The organism is Amycolatopsis sp. NPDC004625, from assembly GCF_040609695.1.
Lineage (GTDB): Bacteria > Actinomycetota > Actinomycetes > Mycobacteriales > Pseudonocardiaceae > Amycolatopsis.
On the sequence record NZ_JBEXKX010000025.1, the window covers coordinates 24,512 to 45,272 of the forward strand.

The 20,761-nt window shown below is 71.2% G+C and carries 19 protein-coding genes; 11 read left to right on the plus strand and 8 right to left on the minus strand.

Translation table 11 applies throughout. The annotated features are described in order from the left end of the window. Window positions 1–29: 29 nt before the first annotated feature. Genes ABZW17_RS26670 through ABZW17_RS26680 form a run of 3 tightly spaced genes read right to left on the minus strand, consistent with a single transcriptional unit; the run spans window position 30 to window position 2,115 of the window. Entirely contained in the window at window positions 30–413 is a 384-nt protein-coding gene (locus ABZW17_RS26670) for a RidA family protein (protein ID WP_354819661.1), read from the minus strand. Beyond that, window positions 413–1,171, minus strand: coding sequence for an IclR family transcriptional regulator (locus tag ABZW17_RS26675; protein ID WP_354819664.1), 759 nt, complete (start codon window positions 1,169–1,171; stop codon window positions 413–415). Before ABZW17_RS26675 ends, ABZW17_RS26670 begins: the two co-directional genes overlap by 1 nt. Next, entirely contained in the window at window positions 1,168–2,115 is a 948-nt protein-coding gene (locus ABZW17_RS26680) for a sugar kinase (protein WP_354819666.1), read from the minus strand. The genes ABZW17_RS26675 and ABZW17_RS26680 overlap by 4 nt, the downstream gene beginning before the upstream one ends. 139 nt (window positions 2,116–2,254) lie before the next feature. On the opposite strand from ABZW17_RS26680, the gene ABZW17_RS26685 reads away from it, so the two are divergent. The 9 genes from ABZW17_RS26685 to ABZW17_RS26725 all read left to right on the plus strand — a co-directional run bounded on the left by ABZW17_RS26685 (window position 2,255) and on the right by ABZW17_RS26725 (window position 12,643). Continuing rightward, window positions 2,255–3,553, plus strand: a complete 1,299-nt coding sequence (locus ABZW17_RS26685) for an amino acid deaminase (protein WP_354819669.1) — start codon at window positions 2,255–2,257, stop codon at window positions 3,551–3,553. Continuing rightward, window positions 3,553–5,148: a D-aminoacylase gene (locus tag ABZW17_RS26690; protein WP_354819672.1), complete on the plus strand. Its 1,596-nt coding sequence runs from the start codon at window positions 3,553–3,555 to the stop codon at window positions 5,146–5,148. The genes ABZW17_RS26685 and ABZW17_RS26690 overlap by 1 nt, the downstream gene beginning before the upstream one ends. Next, complete coding sequence (locus ABZW17_RS26695; protein ID WP_354819675.1) at window positions 5,145–6,533, plus strand: gluconate:H+ symporter; 1,389 nt, start codon at window positions 5,145–5,147, stop codon at window positions 6,531–6,533. The genes ABZW17_RS26690 and ABZW17_RS26695 overlap by 4 nt, the downstream gene beginning before the upstream one ends. 48 nt (window positions 6,534–6,581) lie before the next feature. Then, a complete protein-coding gene (locus tag ABZW17_RS26700) occupies window positions 6,582–7,706 on the plus strand; it encodes a lactonase family protein (protein ID WP_354819678.1) in 1,125 nt (374 codons plus the stop codon). Between the two features lie 60 nt (window positions 7,707–7,766). Then, entirely contained in the window at window positions 7,767–9,041 is a 1,275-nt protein-coding gene (locus ABZW17_RS26705; RefSeq protein WP_354819681.1) for an extracellular solute-binding protein, read from the plus strand. Further along, the gene (locus ABZW17_RS26710; protein WP_354819684.1) at window positions 9,041–9,979 is read left to right on the plus strand and encodes a sugar ABC transporter permease; all 939 of its coding nucleotides are present in this window, start codon (window positions 9,041–9,043) and stop codon (window positions 9,977–9,979) included. The genes ABZW17_RS26705 and ABZW17_RS26710 overlap by 1 nt, the downstream gene beginning before the upstream one ends. Next, the gene (locus tag ABZW17_RS26715; protein WP_354819687.1) at window positions 9,970–10,818 is read left to right on the plus strand and encodes a carbohydrate ABC transporter permease; all 849 of its coding nucleotides are present in this window, start codon (window positions 9,970–9,972) and stop codon (window positions 10,816–10,818) included. The genes ABZW17_RS26710 and ABZW17_RS26715 overlap by 10 nt, the downstream gene beginning before the upstream one ends. A 1-nt stretch (window position 10,819) precedes the next feature. Further along, entirely contained in the window at window positions 10,820–12,187 is a 1,368-nt protein-coding gene (locus ABZW17_RS26720; protein WP_354819690.1) for a beta-N-acetylhexosaminidase, read from the plus strand. Between the two features lie 159 nt (window positions 12,188–12,346). Further along, a complete protein-coding gene (locus ABZW17_RS26725; protein WP_354819693.1) occupies window positions 12,347–12,643 on the plus strand; it encodes a hypothetical protein in 297 nt (98 codons plus the stop codon). A 70-nt stretch (window positions 12,644–12,713) separates the two neighbouring features. On the opposite strand, the gene ABZW17_RS26730 is transcribed toward ABZW17_RS26725, so the two are convergent. The 3 genes from ABZW17_RS26730 to ABZW17_RS26740 form a co-directional block, all read right to left on the minus strand. Further along, entirely contained in the window at window positions 12,714–14,462 is a 1,749-nt protein-coding gene (locus ABZW17_RS26730) for a M64 family metallopeptidase (RefSeq protein WP_354819696.1), read from the minus strand. Window positions 14,463–14,555: 93 nt separating this feature from the next. After that, window positions 14,556–15,224, minus strand: a complete 669-nt coding sequence (locus ABZW17_RS26735) for a response regulator (protein ID WP_354819699.1) — start codon at window positions 15,222–15,224, stop codon at window positions 14,556–14,558. Beyond that, a complete protein-coding gene (locus ABZW17_RS26740) occupies window positions 15,221–16,861 on the minus strand; it encodes a sensor histidine kinase (protein ID WP_354819702.1) in 1,641 nt (546 codons plus the stop codon). The genes ABZW17_RS26735 and ABZW17_RS26740 overlap by 4 nt, the downstream gene beginning before the upstream one ends. A gap of 89 nt (window positions 16,862–16,950) precedes the next feature. Here ABZW17_RS26740 and ABZW17_RS26745 point away from each other — a divergent pair, with 89 nt between their 5' ends. Next, window positions 16,951–18,294 (plus strand): cation:dicarboxylase symporter family transporter, encoded by a 1,344-nt coding sequence (locus ABZW17_RS26745; protein WP_354819705.1) that lies wholly within the window; start codon window positions 16,951–16,953, stop codon window positions 18,292–18,294. A 115-nt stretch (window positions 18,295–18,409) separates the two neighbouring features. Here the strand turns inward: ABZW17_RS26745 and ABZW17_RS26750 are convergent, their stop codons facing one another. Beyond that, window positions 18,410–18,811: a helix-turn-helix domain-containing protein gene (locus tag ABZW17_RS26750; protein ID WP_354819708.1), complete on the minus strand. Its 402-nt coding sequence runs from the start codon at window positions 18,809–18,811 to the stop codon at window positions 18,410–18,412. 103 nt (window positions 18,812–18,914) lie between these two features. On the opposite strand from ABZW17_RS26750, the gene ABZW17_RS26755 reads away from it, so the two are divergent. After that, window positions 18,915–20,330 (plus strand): MFS transporter, encoded by a 1,416-nt coding sequence (locus tag ABZW17_RS26755; RefSeq protein ID WP_354819711.1) that lies wholly within the window; start codon window positions 18,915–18,917, stop codon window positions 20,328–20,330. Here ABZW17_RS26755 and ABZW17_RS26760 read toward each other — a convergent pair. Further along, window positions 20,318–20,761 (minus strand): SRPBCC family protein, encoded by a 444-nt coding sequence (locus ABZW17_RS26760; RefSeq protein WP_354819714.1) that lies wholly within the window; start codon window positions 20,759–20,761, stop codon window positions 20,318–20,320. The genes ABZW17_RS26755 and ABZW17_RS26760 overlap by 13 nt on opposite strands.

The window sequence follows — 20,761 nt, forward strand, 5'->3', positions numbered from 1 at the left end:
GGGCCGGGCAGGCCCGGCCCACCGAAGGCTCAGTCCAGCACGCAGAGCACGTCGATCTCGACGAGCAGTTCGCCCGGCAGCCCGACGTACACCGTCGTGCGCGCGGCGTGCGGCGCGTCGCCGATCAGCTCGTTGTAGACCTCGTTGAACGGCGCGAAGTGCGCGGTGTCGGTCAGGTACACCCGGACCATGATCGCGTCCGCGAGGCTCGAGCCCGCCTCCGCCAGCACGGCCTCGATGTTCTTGAACGTCTGCCGGGTCTGGCCCACGACGTCGTCGCCGACGATCTCGTTCGTGGCCGGGTCGAAGGCGACCTGGCCGGCGACCTGCAGCAGGTTCCCCTTGCGGACGGCCTGCGAGAACTTCGCCGGCGGCTTCGGCGCGTTCTCGGTGGAAACTGCCGTCTTGCTCATCAGTGCCCCTTTCCGTTCTCCGTCCATCCACTGTGGACGGAAGCTTCCTTCGTGGCGGCGCGCAGGTCCGGCACCAGCGCCAGCAGGCCGTCGTAGTCGAGCAGCACCTTCGGCACCGACATCGACGCGGCGGCGAGCACCTCGCCACCGGTCCCCCGCACCGGCGCCGCGATGCAGTGGATGAAGTCCTCGTGCTCGGCGTTGTCGACGGCGTACCCGAGCCGGTCGACCCGCTCCAGTTCGGCCAGGTAGTCCGACGGCGTGGTGATCGTGTTCGGCGTCCGCACCGGGTATTCGATCGACCGCGCGATCTCCTCGCGGCGGGCCACCGGCATGGCCGCGACCAGCACCTTCCCCACCGCGGTGCAGTGCAGCGGCGCGCGCTTGCCGATGCGCGAGTACATCCGCACCGAGTGCCGGCCTTCGAACTTGTCGATGTAGACGACTTCGCCGTCCTCGTAGCTGGCCAGGTGCACGGTGTGCCCGGTGCGCGCGTTGAGGGCGGCCAGGGCCGGGTGGGCGCTGCGCCGGACGTCGAAGGAGTCCAGGGCCTGGTTGGCGAGGTCGAACATGGCGCTGCCGAGCCGGTAGTACCGGGTGCCTTCGCGGCGGACGAAGTGGTGCTGCTCGAGGGTGCGCAGCAGGCGCAGCACGGTCGACTTGTGCACGCCGATCTCGTCGGCGAGGTCGTCGAGGGTCCGCGCGTCCTGCGCGATGGAGTTCAGCAACGTCAGCGCGCGGTCCAGACTCTGGCTCATGTGCGCACCACGCCCTCTCCGGTCAGCCGCGCCGAACGCCACTCGCCCGGGTCCGCCTGCAGCAGGGTAGCCACGACCTCGCGCGGCAGCGGCACCCCGACGTCGTCGTGCGTGAGCAGGGTGACGGCGGCCTGGAGGTGCCCCTGCCGAAGCCGCTCCAAGGGCGGGGCGCCGCGCAGGGTCGCGGCGAGGAACCCGGCGGCGAACGCGTCACCGGCGCCGACCGGCTCGACGACGTCGACCCGCAGCGCGGGCGCGAACAGCGGTTCGCCCTCGACCAGCGTCGCGCCACGTTCGCCGTGCTTGACCACGAGCGTGCGCGGCTGCGGCAGCAGGGCCCGCAGCTCGGCCGGGTCGCCGGTCCCCCACACCCGCTGGGCCTCGTCGTCGCCGGTCAGGACGATGTCGGCCTGCCCGGCCAGGTCGGCGAGCAGGCCCGGATCGCGGCCCAGCCAGAGGGCAGGCCGCAGGTTGACGTCGAACGAGATCAGCCGGTCGCCGCGGGGGGAGTCCAGGAGGGCGCGCACCAGCGCGAGGCAGCTGTCCGAAAGGGCGGGCGTGATCCCCGACAGGTGCAGCACGCGGACGCCGTCGAGGTCGAGCCGGTCGAGCAGCTCAGGGCCCATCCCGGAGGCGGCCGAGCCCGCCCGGTAGTAGCGCACGGGACTGCCGCCGGCGCCGCTTTCCTTGACGTAGAGCCCGGTCGGCCGGGCCGGGTCGACGTAGCAGGCGCTGACGTCGACGCCGTGGGACGCGACCTCGCGCAGCATCGCGCGGCCGAACGGGTCGTCGCCGACCGCGCTCACCCAGCCGCTGCGGATCCCCAGCGTGGGCAGGTTGCAGGCCACGTTCGACTCGGCGCCGCCAATGGTGCGCACCCACCGCTTCACCTCGTCCGGCGGGCCGGGTTCGGCGGGCACGAACAGGGCCATCGTCTCGCCCACGCACAACACCTCGGGCCCGCTTGTCACTTTCCGTCTCCCTGCCCTTCACCCCGTTGACCTGTGGCGACCCGGATGCTACACCTATGGCACTCAAAATGCGCAACAGTCGTTGCAACATACGCAACAGAGGTCGCCGCCGATGAACGTATGCACCATGAACACCGCCGCGCTCGATGCCCTCCGCCAGGAGCGGATCGACTGGCGCTTCCGCTCGGCCGCCCCCGCCCTCACCGGGCTCACGCTGCACGAAGCAGCGGAGCGCCGGCTCAACCTGTTCGCCGACGGGTTCTTCGCGCCCATCGTCGTGCTCGACGAGGAGGCGCTCGAACACAACCTGCGGACGATGGCCGCGTGGTGCGCCGCCCGCGGGGTCGTGCTCGCCCCGCACGGCAAGACGACCATGGCACCACAGCTGTTCGCCCGCCAGATCGAGCACGGCGCCTGGGGCGTGACCTGCGCGAACGCCGGTCACCTGCGGATCTACCGCGCCTTCGGGGTGTCCCGGATCCTGCTGGCCAACCAGTTCCTCGACCCCGCGGGGTTGCGCTGGCTGGCCGCCGAGCTGGCGGCCGACGCGGATTTCGAGTTCGTCTGCTGGGTCGACTCGGTCCGCGGCGTCGAGCTGATGACCGCGGCCCTCGAAGGCACCGAACGCCCGGTGGACGTCCTGGTCGAGCTGGGCGCCGACGGCGGCCGCACCGGCGTCCGCGACACCGCGACCGCGCTGGCGATCGCCGAGGCGGTCCAGGCGAGCCCGGTGCTGCGGCTGCGCGGCACCGGCGGCTACGAAGGCGCGCTGTCCCACGGCACCGACGAAGCCGCGCTGCACAAGATCAGCTCCTATGTGGACGCCCTGCGCGACCTCGCGATCTCGTTCGCGGACAAGGGACTCCTCGACGGGCAGATCATCGTCACCGCCGGCGGGAGCGCGTACTTCGACCAGGTCGCGAACGAGCTGACGAAGCCGTGGCCGGACGGTCTCGACGTGCTGCCGGTGCTGCGCAGCGGCGCCTACGTCACCCACGACGACGGCTTCTACCGCGAGATCTCCCCGCTGGGCGAGCACCCGCGCATCGACGGCGTCGACTCCTTCCGGCCGGCGCTGCGGGCGTGGGCGCAGGTGACGTCGAAGCCGTCGGACGAGCTCGCCCTGCTCACCATCGGCAAGCGGGACGCCTCCTTCGACGAGGGCATGCCCGAACCACAGCTGCGCCGCACACCGGGCGGGCCCGCCGAACCGCTCGACGGGCACGTCGTCACGAAGCTGAACGACCAGCACGCGTTCCTCGCGCTGCCGCCGGGGTCGCCGGTCGAGGTCGGCGACTGGGTCGGGCTCGGGATGTCCCACCCGTGCACGGTCTTCGACAAGTGGCCGCTGCTGCCGGTGACCGCGGCCGACGGCGAAACCGTCGTCGACTACGTCCGGACGTGGTTCTGATGGACGTCGTCATCCGGAACGCCCTGGTCGCCGACGGCACCGGCGCACCGCTCGCCCGGCACGACGTCGGCATCGGCGACGGCCGGATCGCGGAGGTCGCCGACGCGGGGACGCTGACCGGCGGCCGGACCATCGACGCCGGCGGCCTGGTGCTCGCGCCCGGGTTCATCGACATGCATTCGCACTCCGACCTGCAGCTGCTGGCCAACCCGGAGCACCCGGCGAAGATCACCCAGGGTGTCACGACCGAGGTGCTCGGGCAGGACGGGCTGTCGTACGCGCCCGTCGACGATGTCGTGCTGGAGGCGCTTCGGCAGCAACTGGCGGGCTGGAACGACGATCCGCCCGGGTTCGACTGGAACTGGCGCTCGGTCGGCGGGTACCTCGACCGCCTGGACCGGGGTATCGCCGTCAACGCCGCCTACCTGGTGCCGCAGGGCACGGTCCGGATGCTCGCCGTCGGCTGGGATGACCGCCCGGCCACGGACGCCGAGCTGAACCGGATGAAGGAACTCGTCGCCACCGGGCTGACCGAGGGCGCGATGGGGATGTCGTCCGGCCTCACCTACACGCCGGGGATGTACGCGGAGACGAGCGAGCTGGTCGAGCTGTGCCGGGTGGTCGGCGAGCTGGGCGGGTTCTACAGCCCGCACCACCGCAGCTACGGCAAGGGCGCGCTGGAAGCGTTTGCCGAGATGATCGACGTCTCGCGCCGGTCGGGCTGCCCGCTGCACCTGGCCCACGCGACGATGAACTTCTCGGTCAACAGGGGCAAGGCACCCGACCTGCTGAAGCTGCTGGACGACGCCCTCGACGACGGCTGCGACATCTCGCTCGACACCTACCCGTACCTGCCGGGCGCGACCTACCTGAGCGCGCTGCTGCCGAGCTGGGCCACCGAAGGCGGCCTCGACGCCACCCTCGCCCGGCTGTCCGATGTGGACGAACGCGAGCGGATCCGCGAGGCCGTCGAAGAGTCCGGTTCGGACGGTGCGCACGGCGTCCCGATCGACTGGGAGGCCATCGAAATCAACGGTGTCCGCCACGAGCACAACGCCCACCTCGTCGGGCACAGCGTCGCCGCTTCGGCCCGCACAAACGGCACCGAACCGGCGAAGCTGTACTTCGACACCCTGCTCGACGAACGGCTCGGGACGTCGTGCCTGATGCACGTCGGGCACGAGGAGAACGTCCAGGCCATCATGCGGCACGCGACGCACACCGGCGGCAGCGACGGGCTGCTCGTCGGCGCCCGGCCGCACCCGCGTGCGTGGGGCACGTTCCCCCGTTACCTGGCCCGGTACGTGCGCGAACTCGGCGTGCTGGACCTCGCCGAGTGCGTCGCCCACCTCACCGGGCGGGCCGCGCGGCGGCTGCGGCTGGCCGACCGCGGGCTGGTCCGCGCCGGGTACGCCGCCGACCTGGTGCTGTTCGACCCCGAAACGATCACCGACACCGCCACGTTCGACGATCCCCGGCAGGCCGCCGCCGGGATCACCCACGTCTTCGTCAACGGCGTCGCCGCCCTCGACGACGGATCCCCCACCGGCGCCCTCGCCGGACACTCCCTGCGCAACCCCCGGAGAGCCCGATGATCCACTGGCTGCAACACACCACGGGCGGGCTGCTCACGCTCGCCGCCGTCTCGATCGCCGTCCTGCTGGTGCTGATCATCAAGCTCAAGCTGGAGCCGTTCATCGCGCTGATCGTCGTCGGCCTGCTGACGGCGCTGGCCGCGGGGCTGCCGGTCGGCACCATCGTCGGCTCGGCGCAGAAGGCGTCGGACTCCCTGCTGGAGAAGGGCTTCGGCAGCATCCTCGGGCACATCACGGCGATCATCGGGCTGGGCACGATCCTCGGGTCGATCCTCGAACGCTCGGGGGGCGCGAAGGTGCTCACCGGCGCGCTGCTGCGGTCGTTCGGCGAGAAGCGGGCGCCGCTGGCCATGGGCGTCGCCGGGTTCGTGTTCGGCATCCCGGTGTTCTTCGACATCGGCATCTTCGTGCTGGCCCCGCTGGTCTACGTCGCCGCGCGCCAGGGCGGCCGGTCGCTGGTGCTGTACGCGATGCCGCTGCTGGCCGGCCTGTCGATCACGCACGCCTTCCTGCCGCCGCACCCCGGCCCGGTGGCCGCGGCCGGCCTGCTGCACGTCGAGCTCGGCTGGATCATCCTGATGGGCCTGGCCTGCGGTGTCCCGGCGTTCCTGATCGGTGGCGTGCTGTACTCGACGTGGATCGGCAAGCGCATCACGGTCGACGTCCCCGAGGACATGGTCATCGCCGAAGAAGAGGGCGAGCGCGAGGAGAACGCGCCGTCGCTGGGCCTGGTCGCCGCGATCATCGCGGTGCCGCTGGTGCTGATCCTGGCCGGCACGTTCGGCAGCATCTGGCTGCCGAAGGGCTCCGCGCTCGCCGGCGTCGCCGCGTTCGTCGGGACGCCCGCGGTCGCGCTGACCGTCGCCGTGCTGCTCGCGTCCTGGCTGCTGGGCCTGCGGCGCGGGTTCACGGGCAAGGACCTCAACGAGCTCGCCGCGAAGTCGCTGCGGCCGGTGGCGATGATCCTGCTGGTCGTCGGTGCGGGCGCGTTCTTCGGCGCGGTGCTTTCGGCGACCGGCATCGGCAAGGCCGTGGCCGACTCTCTGCACGACGCCGGCCTGCCGGTGCTGCTAGCGGCCTACGTCATCAGCTGCGGCATGCGGATCGCGCAGGGCTCGGCGACCGTCGCCATCGTGACCACGAGCGGGATCATCGCGCCGACCGTGGCCCAGCTCGGGTATTCGCAGATCCAGCTGGCGCTGCTGGTGATGGCGATCTCGGCCGGGTCGATCATCGCCTCGCACGTCAACGACGGCGGCTTCTGGATCGTTTCGCGGTACTTCAACCTCACCGTGCCGCAGACGCTGAAGTCCTGGACCGCGCTGGAAACCGTGCTTTCGGTGTCCGGATTCGGGGTTTCGGCATTGCTCATGGCCGTGGTCTAGACCATACTGGAGTCCGTCACCGCCGAAACCCGTTGGGAGACAAAGACGATGACCGGACTCACCCGTCGTACGTTCCTCGGCGCCACGGCCGGCGCGGGCGCCGCCACCGTTCTCGGCGGCCAGCTCGCGTCGGCCGCCACCACGCCGAAAGGCTGCTTCGCCGGAGGAACCGTGTACCTCGGCAGTTACACCAGCGGGGCGACCGGGCACGGGCTCGACGTCACGACCCGGTCCGGCGCCGCGCTGAACCCCGTCCGCACGGTGCCCGGCATCACCGACACCTCGTGGTTCGACCGCAGCGCCGACGGCAAGACGCTGTACGTGACCAACGAAGGTGACCCGAACGGGTACGTTTCGGCGCTGAACATCGCCGACCCCGCGAATCCGAAGCTGCTCAACAAGGTTTCGTCGAAGGGTGGCGCGCCGACGCACCTTTCCGTGCACTCGAGCGGGAAGTACGTGCTGGCCGCGAACTACGGCTCGGGCAGCGTCGTCGTGCTGCCGATCCTGGCCGGCGGCAAGCTCGGCGCGGCCACCGACCTGGTGACCCACCACGCCGACTCCGGGCAGGCGCACGCCCACCAGGTCGTCAACGACCCGACCGGCCGCTGGGTGCTGTCGGTCGACCTCGGTGCGGACTCGGTGTACGTCTACGGCTTCGCCGCCGGGAAGCTTTCGCTGCACCAGCAGCTGAAGCTGCCCGCCGGGGCCGGGCCGCGGCACCTCGCGTTCGACCGGACCGGGACGTTCGCCTACATCCTGCAGGAACTGCGGCCGGAGGTGACGGTCGCGAGCTGGGACGCGGCGGCCGGGAAGCTGAAAGCGCTCTCGGTCGTCCCGGCCGTGCCCGCCGGGAGCACCGGTGAGCTGTACCCGGGCGAGATCGTCCTGTCGCGGGACGGGAAGTTCGCCTACGCCTCCGTCCGCGGCCCGAACACGCTGGCCACCTTCTCCGTTTCCGGCGCCACGCTGAAGCTGGTGTCCACGGTGCCGACCGGCGGGAACTGGCCGCGGCACGTGGCTCTCGACCCGTCCGAAAGCTGGTTCTACGTCTCGAACCAGCGCTCCGGCACCGTCACCTGGCTGCCGCGCGACCCGGCCACCGGCCTGCCCGGCGCGGTCGCCGGCCAGCTCGCCGTCGGCAGCGTCAACTCCGTCTACTTCGCCTCGTGAGTGGTAAGGCGAGTTAGAACTCGCCTTACCACTCACGACGGCCCCACGGGAGGTTCACCCATGAGACTGCTGCCGTTCGTCGCTGCGCTCGCCCTGCTGGCCGGCTGCGCCCCCACCCAGTCCGCGCCCGCGGGCGGCGGCGGGGACGACAAGACCGGCACCGTCCGCGTCTGGCTGTTCGACGAAGCCAACCGCGCGCCGAAGGAGGCCGCGGTCAAGGAGGCGATCACCGAGTTCAAGGCCGCGCACCCGGGTGTCGAGGTCGACGTGCAGTGGGTGCCGGTCGAAGGCCGCGCCGACAAGTTCTCCGGCGCCTTCAACGACCCAGCCAACGCCCCCGACGTCGCCGAGTTCGGCAACACCGACGTCTCCAGCTACGCGGCGACCGGCGCGCTCGCCGACCTGACCGGTGACCTGGCGGCGTGGAGCGAGGGCAAGGACCTCATCCCGACCGTGCTGGACACCGCGAAGTCCGGCGGCAAGACCTACGGCCTGCCCTGGTACACCGGCATCCGCGCGTTGTACTACCGCACGGACGTCTTCACCGAGCTCGGCCTCAAGCCGCCGGCGACGCTGGCCGAGCTGACCGACACCGCCCGCCGGATCCGCGCCGCCAAGCCGGACCTCTACGGCGTCTCCGTCGGCGGCAAGTACACCTACGCGATGCTGCCGTTCCTCTGGGCCAACGGCGGTGAGCTGGCGAAGGACGAGGGCGGCAAGTGGACGTCGGCCGTCACCGGTGACCAGGCCAAGGCCGGCGTGACGCAGTACGCGAGCCTGCTCAAGGACGACGTCTGCCCGCCGGCCCAGTGCGCGAACCTGACCGGCACCCAGAGCGTCACGGCGTTCGCGGGCGGCAAGGCCGGGATGACGATCGGCGGCGACTTCAACCGCAAGGCCGTCGAGCAGGGCGCGGTGAAGGGCAAGTACGCCGTCGTGCCGCTGCCGGGCGCCACCGCGGGCACCATCGCGCCCGCGTTCGCCGGCGGCAACCTCCTGGGCGTGTTCCAGGCGAGCAAGCACCGCAGCCTCGCGCTGGACTTCGTCGAACTGCTCGGTGGCGCGAAGTACCAGGAGAAGATGTACACGGCGATGGGCAACCTGCCGACGCTGAGCACGGTGCAGCAGAAGCTGGCGGCGAACGACCCGTTCCTCAAGCCGTTCGTCGACACGCTGAAGTCGGGCACCAAGTTCGTCCCGGCGACCCCGGCGTGGTCGAAGATCGACAGCCAGAACGTGCTGCCGACGGCCGTGCAGCAGATCGCGACCGGCGGGAAGGACCCGGCGGCGGCACTGGCCGACGCGGCCGCGGCGATGAACAAGGCCTTCGGCTAGTGGTCACCCGGCAGATCCGGCCCGTCGCCGCGGCCCCGAAGGCGCGGCGGCGGGACGGCCGGGCCGCCGCGCTCTACCTCGCCCCGGCGGGTATCCTGCTCGCCGCGCTGCTGGCCTACCCGATCTACCAGCTGGTCCTGATCTCGTTCTACGACTACGGCCAGCCGCAGGCCGCGGGCAACGCGCCCCTGGTGTTCCTGGGGTTCGCGAACTACGCGGACCTGCTGTCGCAGGCGCAGTTCTGGACCGTGCTGGGCAAGACGGTCGGGTTCGCCGCGGCCTGCGTCGCCGGCTCACTCGTCGTCGGCACCGGCCTCGCGGTGCTGGCGAGCCGGGTGCGTTCGCTGCCCCGCTCCCTGCTGTTCCTGGCCGCGCTGGGCGCGTGGGCGACGCCGGCGATCGCGGGTTCCTACGTCTGGCTGTTCCTCTTCGACACCGACTTCGGCCTGGTCAACGAGGTGCTGACCGGGCTCGGGCTGCCGTTCGAGCACCACTCGTGGACCTTCGGCACGCTCGGCGCGTTCGGGCTGGTCGCGGCCGAGGTGATCTGGTGCTCGTTCCCGTTCGTGCTGGTCACGATGTACGCCGGGATCAAGGGCGTGCCGGACGAGGTGCTCGAAGCCGCGTCTCTCGACGGCGCGTCGGCGTGGCGCACGACGTGGACGATCGTGCTGCCGATGGTGCGGCCGCTGCTGATGATCGCGACCGTCCAGTCGATCATCTGGGACTTCAAGGTGTTCACCCAGATCTACGTGATGACCAACGGCGGCGGCGTGGCCGGGCGCAACCTGGTCCTCAACGTGTATGCGTACCAACAGGCCTTCGCCGGGCAGGAGTACGGCCTCGGCTCGGCGATCGGAGTCGTGATGACGCTGCTGCTGCTTTCGGTCACCGGGCTGTACGTCCGGTCGCAGCGCCGGAGCGCGGCATGGCTGTGAAACGCCCCGGGCGGCTGGTCGCCGAGGTCGTCACCGTGGTGATCGCCGCGATCGTCGCGTTCCCGCTGTACTGGATGCTGCTGTCGGCGGTGAAGCCGCCGGGCGAAATCCAGTCGGCTTCACCGAAGCCGTGGACGTTCAGCCCGTCGTTCGACAGCTTTTCGCGCGTGCTCACCGTGTCCGGCTTCGGGCGGTACTTCGTCAACAGCCTGCTCGTGGCCTTGGTGGTCGTGGCGCTGTCGCTGTTGTTGTCGTTCCTCTCGGCGGTGGCGTTGACGCGGTTCTCGTTCAAGGGCCGCACGGTGCTGCTGGTGATGACGCTGGTCGCGCAGATGGTGCCGGTGGAGGCGCTGACCATCCCGCTGTTCTTCCTGATGCGTCAGATCGGCGGTGTCGTGCCGGCGTTCGGCCTGAACGAGCTGGGTTCGCTGGTGCTGGTGCACCTGGCGTTCAGCCTGCCGTTCGCGATCTGGATGCTGCGCGGGTTCGTCGCCGCGGTGCCGGTGGAACTCGAAGAGGCGGCCAAGCTCGATGGCGCGTCGCGGATGCGGTTCACCTGGCAGATCCTGTTCCCGCTGGTGGCGCCCGGGCTGGTCGCGGTCAGCGTGCTGGCGTTCATCCACGCGTGGAACGACTTCCTCTTCGCCAAGACGTTCATCATCTCCAAGACCGAGAACCAGACGCTGCCGCAGGCGATCCTGGTCTTCTTCAAGCCGGAGGACACCGACTGGGGCGCGGTGATGGCGTCCTCGACGCTGATGACGATCCCGGTGCTCGTGTTCTTCGTCCTGGTCCAACGACGGCTGGTGTCCGGCATGGCCGGCGCCGTGAAGGGCTGACATGGCTTTCGACACCCTGCTCCCCCGCCCGGTTTCGGTGACGCCCGCGCCGGGTTCGTGCCCGTGGCCGTCCACTGTGGAGGTCCGGTCCGCGGCCCTGCCGCCGGAGGGGTACCGGCTCACGCTTTCCCCGTCCGGCGTGCTTCTGGAGGTGGCCGATCTCGCCGGGGAGGTCTACGGGCGCGAGACGCTGCGGCAGCTCGCCGGGCCGGCCGCGTTCCGGGTGGCCGGGTTCACGCCTCCGGCGCTGCCGTGCGGGGTCGTCGAGGACCACCCGCGGTTCGGCTGGCGCGGCTGCCTGCTCGACGTCGCCCGGCACTTCCGGACCAAGGCGGAGGTCCTCCGGTTCGTCGACCTGCTGGCCGCGCACAAGCTGAACGTGCTGAACCTGCACCTCACCGACGACCAGGGCTGGCGCTTCGAGGTCCCCGCGTACCCCCGCCTGACGTCGGTGGGCGGCTGGCGGCCGTCGTCCATGGTGGGCGCCGGAGGTGTCCAGGACGGGCGCCCGCACGGCGGGTTCTACACAGGTGACGACCTGCGGGAGATCGTCGCGTATGCCGCTTCGCGGGCCGTCACGGTGGTTCCGGAGATCGACATCCCCGGCCACGCGCGGGCCGCGCTGGCCGCCTACCCCTCGTTGGGGACAGCGTCGTCGTACGAAGTCTGGGATTCCTGGGGTATCAGCACTTCGCTGCTCTCGCCGACGCCGTCCACTTTGGACTTCTTCCGCACGGTGTTCGACCACCTGCTGGAGATCTTCCCGTCCCCGGTGATCGCCCTGGGCGGCGACGAGACACCGGGCGCAACCGACGAGCACCGCGCGTTCGTCCGGCAGCTCGCCGCGCACCTGGTGGCGCGCGGCCGGACGCCGATGGGCTGGGACGAGGTCCTCGACATCCCCGACCTGCCCCCGATGGTGATCGGCTCGTGGCGGAACGAGGAGGCCGGCCTGCGGGCGGCTGCCCTCGGCCACGACGTGGTGCTGTGCCCGGAGCAGCACGTGTACCTGGACCACCGGCAGTCTTCGCACCCGGAAGAGCCGATCCCGGTCGGCTGGGTGCACACGCTGGAGGACGTGTACGCGTATTCGCCGGCGCTGGAGGGCCCGCGGTTGCGCGGGGTGCAGGCCCAGGTGTGGAGCGAGCACCTGGACAGCGTCCGGCGGGTGGACTACCTGGCGTTCCCGCGGCTGTCGGCGTTCGCGGAGGTGGCGTGGAGTTCCGGGCCACGGGACTACGCGGAGTTCTTGCCGCGGTTGCGGGACCACCACCTGCCGCGGCTGGACGCACTGGGCGTGGAGTACCGGCCCTTGGACGGACCGCATCCGTGGCAGACGCGGCCGGGGGTGCCGGGCCGGCCGCGCTGACCATTCGGGAGACAATTTTCTGCCTGCGCACCAATTCCGGTGAAACAGCACTTAATCCGACGTCCGTAACACCACGCCAAAGCAGTGCGACTGGGGGTGGTGTGATTCGGGAGACCACCCAGGGCCACCCGGACGGATTCACGGAAAGGAAGTGCGGCCGTGCTCAAAGCGTATCCGAAATGGCTCCCGGTCGTCCTGGTCGCGTCCATCGTCGGGGTCGTCATCGGCCTCATCCTGCACGCGAAGAACTCCGCGCAGGCCACGAGCTGCTCCACCACGTTCGGGGACATCCACCAGCGACTGTCCCCAACCTTCCGGGCGACGTGCACCGCAGCGAAGTCGATGACCGGAATCAGCACCGGAATCATGGTCGCCTGCGGGGTGGTGGCCGCGATCATGATCGTCATGGCGGTCGTCTACACCATGCAGGCGAACCAGTCGAATCCGGCAACCTAGCCATTCCGGACATGCGCCGAAATGATTTCCGGCCGATTCACCGGCGCCCCGGAAACGCCGCCGCCCGCGGTCACGGCTGCAGTGTCACCGTGACCGCGCGCGTCGGACCGACGTTGCCGGCCGCGTCGATGGACCGGTACTCGATGCGGTGCGTCCCGTACCCCGGCGTCCGCTCGGCGAACGGTGACACCGTCAGCCCGCCCGACCCCAGGTTGCCGTACGCCAGACCGTCGATCTCGGTCCCGCGCGGCGTGAACACGTAAGGCGCGGCCGGGTCCGTCGGCCAGCCGTAGTACTTGTGCCAGCCGTCGCCGTCGACGCGGAACTCCGGCATTCCGTCCGGCGAGGTCAGCCGCATGGTGAACGACCCGTGGAACACCGTGCCCGGGGGCAGTTCCACCGCCGTCTGCGGGCCGGTGGCGTCCACCGTCCACGTCACCGTCGTGCCGCCGGTCGTGGCCGTGAGGGTGTGTGATCCGCAGGACGCGTTCAGGGCGTAGTCGGCGCCGGTTCCGGCGTACCGGCCGTCCAGCATCCAGGCGACTTCCGGGATCGAGCCCGTCGGTTCGCCGGTCTCGACGTACACCACGTCGTGGCCGCCGACCGGGCGTGAGGTCGGCGTCGAGGCCACCACCGCGGGCCCGCTCGCCGGCGGCGTGCGGACCGACGTGTCGACCGTCCAGGTCCGGGTCGCGGACGGGCGGACCGCCGGGTCGCGGACGAACGGCGTCGGGTCGGTCACCGTCGCCGTCAGCGTGTGGCGGCCGGGCTTCACGTGCGCCTGGCGCAGGTCGACCGCCTCGCGGCCGGGCAGCGCGCGGCCGTCGAGCGTCCACCGGACGTCCAGCCGGTGGTCGACCGGGTGCATCGGGCGCACCCACACGACCCGGTCCGCGCCGATCGTGCCGGCCGGCGTGCCGCCGGCGACGAGCGGGACCTTCGCCGAGATCCGCTGCGTCATCCGCTCGCGGCCGACCTGGTCGTACGCGTAGCCGAGGGTCTTCATCATCGAATGCGCGCTCGGGCGCCACACGCCGGTCTGGGTGTACAGCCCGCCTTCGTACCGGCCGATCGTGCCACCGGCCTCGCTCGGCTCGCCCAGCCAGCGCCACCACTTCGCGTGCTGGGCACGCATCTGCGGCTCGGTCAGCAGCGTGTGGTGGACCGAGTCCGGCTCGCCGCCTTCGTAGGCGCCACCCGGGACGTTGCGCGCGTAGTAGTCGTACTCGTCGTCGAGGCCGCCGAGCGAGTGCCCCAGCTCGTGCGGCGAGATGAGCGCGGACAGCGCGTTCCCGCCCGACGCCGTCGCGTACGAACCGCCCGCGCCGCCGTAGGTGGTGCTGTTGCCCAGGGCCAGGATCTGCCGGTTCGCCGCCGCCGTGCCGGGTACGAGATCGGCGTACCGCTGGGCGGCCGCGTCGTCGACGGTCAGCAGGCGCTGGACGCTCTGCGGGTTGCAGCCGCCCCAGAACCCCATGTTCAGCGGGGTGTTCCGGCGCGGCGCGTCGAGCGACGGGTCACAGTCCACACCGGACTCGGGCGAAGGGATCGAGACGGCGTAGACGTTGAAGTAGCTGCGGTAGGACTTGAACGGCTCGAGCGACCACAGCGTGCTCACGTGCCGCTCGACGTCGGCGAGGAACTTCGGCCGCTCGGCGGCGGTGTAGCCGTCCCCGAGGACGACGAGGTTGAACCGCTGCGCGACCGGCCCGGTCACCTGCACCTCGGTCACGGTCCCCGCCGGCTCGCCGGCGTACGCGGGAACGGCTATCCCGAGCGACAGCACGAGCGCTGCGACGAACCCGGCCCACTTCCGCATGGCGGCACTCCCCTGGTCGGTGATCTTCCCGGTCTACCGCACGGGAAGCCGCGCCGGAACCGCCAGAAGTCGCCAGCTGCGCGGTATAGGCCGTTATACGCGGGTCAGGCGGTACCAGACCTCGGGCCGGCCCACCTGCCCGTAGTGCGGCTCGCGATGCGCCATCCCGTTGTCCGCCAGGTACTCCAGATACCTTCGCGCGGTGACCCGCGAAGCGCCGATCGCGCTCGCCGCCGCGCCCGCCGAAAGGCCCTCCGCCGCACCGGAAAGAGCGTCGGTGATCGCTTCCAGGGTCTGGACGCTCATCCCCTTCGGCAACGGGGGCTGCTCGGTCGTACGCAGCGCGCCGAGGGCGCGGTCGATCTCCGCCTGGCCCGTCACCTCGCCGGACGCGTCACGGAATTCGGCGTACCGTTCCAGCTTTTCGCGCAGGGTCGCGAAAGTGAACGGCTTGAGCAGGTACTGCACCACGCCGACCGACACCGCCGCCTTGACCAGGCCGAGGTCGCGCGCCGACGTCACCGCGATGACGTCGATCGGCAGGCCCGCCGCGCGCAGGGAACGGCAGACCGCCAGGCCGTGCGTGTCCGGCAGGTAGAAGTCCAGCAGGACCAGGTCGACCGGCTCGCGTTCGCAGAAGCGCAGGGCGTCGCCGCCGGAGTGGACGACTCCCGCCACCGAAAAGCCCGGGAGCCGTTCCACGTACACGCGGTGCGCCTCCGCGGCCACCGGTTCGTCCTCCACCACCAGCACCCGGATCACCGGTCCGCCTCCTGCCGCGGCAACCGCACGGTGAACACCGCGCCCCCGTCCCGGCCGACGTCGACCGTCCCGCCGTAGCGGCGCACCGCCTGCCCGACCAGCGCCAAGCCGAGCCCGTGGCCGTCTTCGGCCTTCGTCGACCAGCCGCGGCGGAACACGTCGGCGCCCTCGGGCACGCCGGGGCCGGTGTCGGCGACGCGCAGCAGCAGCCCCTCGTCGTCGGTGCGGGCGGTGACGACGACCTTCGGGTGACCGGTGCCGCGCACGGCCGCGTCGAGGCCGTTGTCGATCAGGTTGCCGAGGATCGTCACCAGGTCCCGGGCTTCGACGCCGAGCGAGACGTCGTCGATCACGGTGTCCGGGGTGACCGTCAGCTCGACCCCGCGTTCGCTCGCCTCCGCGGCCTTCCCCAGCAGCAGCGCGGCGAGCACCGGCTCGGCGACCGCGCCGACGACCCGGTCGGTCAGCTCCTGCGCCAGCGCGAGTTCGGCGGTGGCGAACTCCACCGCCTGCTCGGGTTTGCCGATCTCCACCAGGGAAACGACGGTGTGCAGCCGGTTCGCCGCCTCGTGCGCCTGCGACCGCAGCGCCTCCGCGAGCCCGCGGGCGGTGGTCAGCTCCCCGGTGAGCGTCTGCAGTTCGGTGTGGTCGCGCAGGACGACGACCGTGCCCTGCGCGCGGCCGCCCGAGCGGACGGCGGACGTGCTCACCAGCAGCACGCGCGAATCCGTCAGGTGCAGTTCCTCGGCCCGGTTCTCCGCCGACGTGAACGCTTCGGCGAGCCCGTCCGGCAGGCCCAGCGAGGCCAGGTCGCGCCCCACCGGATCGGCGTCGAGCCCGAGGAGGGCGCGGGCGCCGTCGTTGCAGAGGCCGATCCGCCCGTCGCGGCCGACGAGCAGCACGCCTTCGCGCACCGAGTGCAGCACGGCCTCGTGGTATTCGAACAGGTTGCTCAGCTCGTCCGGCGCGACGCCCCGGGTCTGGCGCCGCAGCCGGGCGCTGATCAGCCAGCCGCCCAGCGCCCCGACCAGCAGCACCGCACCGCCCACGCCGAACAGCGGCCAGAGCCGTTCGCGCAGCTCGGCCGAGATCGCCTGGACGGTGATCCCGACCGCGACCAGCGCGACCACGCGGTGGCCGGCGTCGAACACCGGCTCGACCGTGCGTACCGACGGGCCGAGGGAGCCGGTGTAGGTCTCGGTGAACTCCTCGCCGCGCTGCGCCTGGTCGATGTTGCCGATGTAGTGCTGCCCGATCAGCGCCGGAGTCGGGTGCGTGTAGCGGATGCCGGCCGGGCTCATGATCGTGATGAAGTCGACGTGGGTGTGGTCCTTCACGCGCTGTGCGAAGGGCTGGAGCGCCACGCTCGGGTTCGGCGTGCCCACCGCCGCCACGACGTTGGGCGCGTCGGCGACCGTCAGGGCAACCGTGCGGACCTGGTCGCGCGCGTTCTGGCCCACGGCCCGCTGCGCGTCGAGGTAGGCGAAGGTGATCCCGGCGCCGGCCAGCACGCAGAGCACCGCGAGCTGCAGCACGAGCAGCTGGCGGGCCAGGCTCCAGCGGGACCGCAACGTCGGGGGCACCTCCTCATACCAGCACACGCGTGCGCCGGTGTCCGAACGGGACGGTGCGATCATCACACGAACTCAATGAACACAAGTGAGCCGGATCACCGAACTGCGCCTACAGTGTGCCGCAACCTGGACACCCCTAGCTGGAGGCAACGGTGCCGACACCGACCCCCGACGCGGCGCCGCGCCGCCGCGACACGACCCACTACCTGTACCTGGCCGTGATCGTCGCGGTCCTGCTCGGAATCCTGGTGGGCTTTCTCTTCCCCGGATTCGCCAAGGGCCTCAAGCCGCTGGGCGACGGGTTCGTCAACCTGATCAAGATGATGATCTCGCCGATCATCTTCTGCACCATCGTGATCGGTGTCGGCTCGGTCGCCAAGGCGGCGAAGGTCGGCAAGGTCGGCATCATGGCGCTGGTCTACTTCATCGTGATGTCGACGTTCGCGCTCGCCATCGGCCTGGTGGTCGGCAACCTGCTGCACCCGGGCGAGGGGCTGCACCTCAACCCCGCCGACGTGAAGAGCGTCCAGAAGTCCGCCACCGGCTCCGAAGGCCCGGTCGACTTCCTGCTCCACATCATCCCGAAGACGTTCGTCTCCGCCTTCACCGAAGGTCAGGTGCTGCAGACGCTGCTGGTCGCGCTGCTCGTCGGGTTCGCGCTGCAGAAGCTGGGCCCGAAGGGCGCCCCGATCCTGCGCGGGGTCGAGCACATCCAGCGCCTGGTCTTCCGCGTGCTGGCGATGATCATGTGGGCCGCGCCGATCGGCGCGTTCGGCGCCATCGCCGCGGTGGTCGGCGCGACCGGCTGGGCGGCGCTGAAGAGCCTCGCCGTCATCATGATCGGCTTCTACGCGACCTGCCTGGTGTTCGTGTTCGTCGTCCTCGGCCTCGTGCTGTGGCTCGGCGCGCGGGTGAACATCTGGCACCTGCTGCGCTACCTCGGCCGCGAGTTCCTGCTGATCCTCTCGACGTCGTCGTCGGAATCGGCGCTGCCGCGGCTGATCGCGAAGATGGAACACCTCGGTGTCGGCAAGTCGGTCGTCGGCATCACCGTGCCCACCGGGTACTCGTTCAACCTGGACGGCACGGCGATCTACCTGACCATGGCGACGCTGTTCATCGCCGCGGCGCAGGACGAGCCGCTGTCGATCGGCGCGCAGATCGGCCTGCTGGTGTTCATGATCATCGCGTCGAAGGGCGCCGCCGGCGTCAGTGGTTCCGGCATCGCGACCCTGGCCAGCGGCCTGCAGTCGCACCGGCCGGAACTGGTCAACGGCGTCGGGTTCATCCTCGGCATCGACCGGTTCATGTCCGAGGCCCGCGCGCTGACCAACTTCGCGGGCAACGCCGTCGCGACCGTCCTCATCGGAAACTGGACGAAGGAGTTCGACCGCGAACAGGCGGAGCGGGTCTTCGCCGGGACCGCGCCGTTCGACGAAGCCACGTTGATCGACGAGGAGCGGGAGCCCGAACCCGAAGCGGTCACCGCGAAGTGACCCCCTGAACGTTCGTGCTCACTGCCCCCGCTGAGCACGAGCCACCGCGGGCCGCGGTGCGAGTCTCCCCGACCTCGCACCGCGGCCCGTTCCACGTGGGGGCCGGAAAGCGCGGTCAGCCGGCGGCCTGGCCGTCGTAGGCGACGCGCGCGGACGCGATGTCGTCGCGGTGCCGCTCGGCCCAGCCGAGCAGCGCGTTCAGCGACTGGTACAGCTCCTTCGCCATCGCCGTGGCCTCGTACTCGACGCGCGGCGGGACCGTCGGGTAGATCGTGCGGAGCAGGAGGCCGTCCCGCTCGAGGTTGCGCAGGGTCAGCGTCAGCATCCGGCGGCTGATCCCCTCGACCGCGCGTTCCAGCTCGGTGAACCGCACCGGGCCGCGGATGGCCTCCAGCAGGATCCCGATCGCCCACTTGCCGCTGATCCGGTTGATCACCTCCAGCACCGTGCAGACGTCGAGTTTCTCCGGGTCGATCTCGGTGACCTGGACAGGTACACCGATGTTCCCCTGGGACATGGAAGTGCCTCCTTCCGGGCCGACCCATGGTCACACATGATGGGCACTGTTACAAGAAGTGCCCTGGCAACGACCAGGGGAATCTCGACTGGAGGGGCCTGACATGGCCGAGAACCACCCCACCCGCTCCCGCGGCCTCGCGCTGGCGGTGCTGTGCGCCGCGTCGCTGATGGTCGTGCTGGACAGCAGCATCGTCGCGGTGGCGCTACCCGCCGTCCAGGCCGACCTGGGCTTCACGCCCGCCGGGCTGTCCTGGGTCGTGACGGCGTACCTCGTCGCCTTCGGCGGGCTCCTGCTGATTTCCGGCCGGCTGGGCGACCTGATCGGCCGCCGCCGCGTCTTCCTCGGCGGGCTGGCCCTGTTCACGGCGGCGTCGCTGCTCGCGGGGCTCGCCTCGGACGCGGGCGTCCTGGTCGTGGCGCGGTTCGCCCAGGGGGTCGGCGGCGCCCTGGCGTCGGCCGTGGTGCTGGGGATGATCGTCACGATGTACCCCGAGCCGCGCGCCCGGGCGAAGGCGATCGGCGTCTACAGCTTCACGCAGGCGGCGGGCGCGTCGATCGGGCTCATCGCGGGCGGCGCGCTGACGCAGGCGCTGAGCTGGCACTGGACGTTCTACGTCAACCTGCCGATCGGCGTGGCCGCGCTGCTGCTGGCCGTCCGGGTCGTCTCGGCCGACCGCGGGACGGGGCTGCGGGCGGGCCTGGACGTCGTGGGGGCCGTGCTGGTCACCGCCGCCGTGATGCTGGGCGTGTACGGCATTTCGGTGGCTTCCCGGGGTGCGGTGGCCGCGGCCGTCGTGCTGCTCGTGGCGTTCGCGGTCCGGCAGGCGAAGGCGCGCACGCCGTTGCTGCCGCTGCGGCTGTTCCGGATCCGCGCGGTGGCCGGGGCGAACGTGGTGATGGTGCTGATGGTGGCCGGGATGCTGGGCTTCCAGTTCGTGACGGCGTTGTACCTGCAGCAGGTGCTGGGCCTGGACGCGCTGTGGACCGGCGTCGCGTTCCTGCCGGTGCCGCTGGTGATCGCGGTGGCGTCGCTGGGCTTCGCGGACAAGCTCGCGACGCGGTTCGGGCCGCGGACGGTGCTGCTGTCGGGTCTGGGCCTGGTGATCGCCGGCCTGCTGCTGCTCACCCGGGTGTCGGGCTCGTACTTCGCCGACGTCCTGCCGCCGCTGCTGCTGATGGGCCTGGGCGCCGGCGCGGCCATCCCGGCGTTGATGGGCCTGGCGATGGCGGACGTCCCGGCCGCCGACGCGGGCGTCGCGTCGGGGCTCGTCACCACGACCCAGCAGGTGGGGGCGGCGGTCGGCACGGCGGTCCTGGCCGCGGCCGCCGCGGCCCGGACGGAGAGCCTGGGTTCGCTGGACCACCGCGAGGCCCTGGCGGCCGGTTTCCGCCTGGCGTATGGGATCAGCGCGAGCTTCCTGATCGCGGCGGTCGCGCTCGGCGGCCTGGTCCTGGGCCGCCGGACCCGGCGAGCCACGACGGCTCCGGAGGTCTGCGCCGCCGGTCAGGCCAGGTAGGTGGAAAGCCCACGGTGGCCCCGCCGCATCATCAGCGCGTGGTTCGCGCGGAACAGCGGCCGGGCCACCGTGTCGAAGCGCCGCAGCAACTCCTTGCGGGCCTGGACGTCCTGGGTGATCTCCAGCAGTGTGCCCGCGCCCGCCGCGCGGACCGCACCGGCCAGTACCCCGTCGAGGTCGCCGCTGAGCCTGACCCGCATCAGGCCCGTGCGCTCGTCCTGGTGGTCCCGGTGCATCCGGACGATGATCCGGAACGGCAGCCGGGACCGGCAAACCAGCTCGGCGGTGTCGTCGTCCACGCGGTGCACCGCGCGGACGTCCGACCACCACCGCGGGTAGCCGGCGAGGTCGGTGACCACGTCGAACACCCGCCCGGGCGCGGTTCCCGGCAGCAGCCACGTGCTGCGGAACCGGTAGCGCGCGCCCGTCAC

What these genes read in the sequence shown, in the direction of transcription:
- ABZW17_RS26670 (WP_354819661.1), bottom strand. Translation starts at nt 413, where the DNA reads ATGAGCAAGACGGCAGTTTCCACCGAGAACGCGCCGAAGCCGCCGGCG.
- ABZW17_RS26675 (WP_354819664.1), bottom strand. Translation starts at nt 1,171, where the DNA reads ATGAGCCAGAGTCTGGACCGCGCGCTGACGTTGCTGAACTCCATCGCG.
- ABZW17_RS26685 (WP_354819669.1), top strand. Translation starts at nt 2,255, where the DNA reads ATGAACGTATGCACCATGAACACCGCCGCGCTCGATGCCCTCCGCCAG.
- ABZW17_RS26690 (WP_354819672.1), top strand. Translation starts at nt 3,553, where the DNA reads ATGGACGTCGTCATCCGGAACGCCCTGGTCGCCGACGGCACCGGCGCA.
- ABZW17_RS26695 (WP_354819675.1), top strand. Translation starts at nt 5,145, where the DNA reads ATGATCCACTGGCTGCAACACACCACGGGCGGGCTGCTCACGCTCGCC.
- ABZW17_RS26700 (WP_354819678.1), top strand. Translation starts at nt 6,582, where the DNA reads ATGACCGGACTCACCCGTCGTACGTTCCTCGGCGCCACGGCCGGCGCG.
- ABZW17_RS26705 (WP_354819681.1), top strand. Translation starts at nt 7,767, where the DNA reads ATGAGACTGCTGCCGTTCGTCGCTGCGCTCGCCCTGCTGGCCGGCTGC.
- ABZW17_RS26715 (WP_354819687.1), top strand. Translation starts at nt 9,970, where the DNA reads ATGGCTGTGAAACGCCCCGGGCGGCTGGTCGCCGAGGTCGTCACCGTG.
- ABZW17_RS26720 (WP_354819690.1), top strand. Translation starts at nt 10,820, where the DNA reads ATGGCTTTCGACACCCTGCTCCCCCGCCCGGTTTCGGTGACGCCCGCG.
- ABZW17_RS26730 (WP_354819696.1), bottom strand. Translation starts at nt 14,462, where the DNA reads ATGCGGAAGTGGGCCGGGTTCGTCGCAGCGCTCGTGCTGTCGCTCGGG.
- ABZW17_RS26740 (WP_354819702.1), bottom strand. Translation starts at nt 16,861, where the DNA reads ATGATCGCACCGTCCCGTTCGGACACCGGCGCACGCGTGTGCTGGTAT.
- ABZW17_RS26750 (WP_354819708.1), bottom strand. Translation starts at nt 18,811, where the DNA reads ATGTCCCAGGGGAACATCGGTGTACCTGTCCAGGTCACCGAGATCGAC.
- ABZW17_RS26755 (WP_354819711.1), top strand. Translation starts at nt 18,915, where the DNA reads ATGGCCGAGAACCACCCCACCCGCTCCCGCGGCCTCGCGCTGGCGGTG.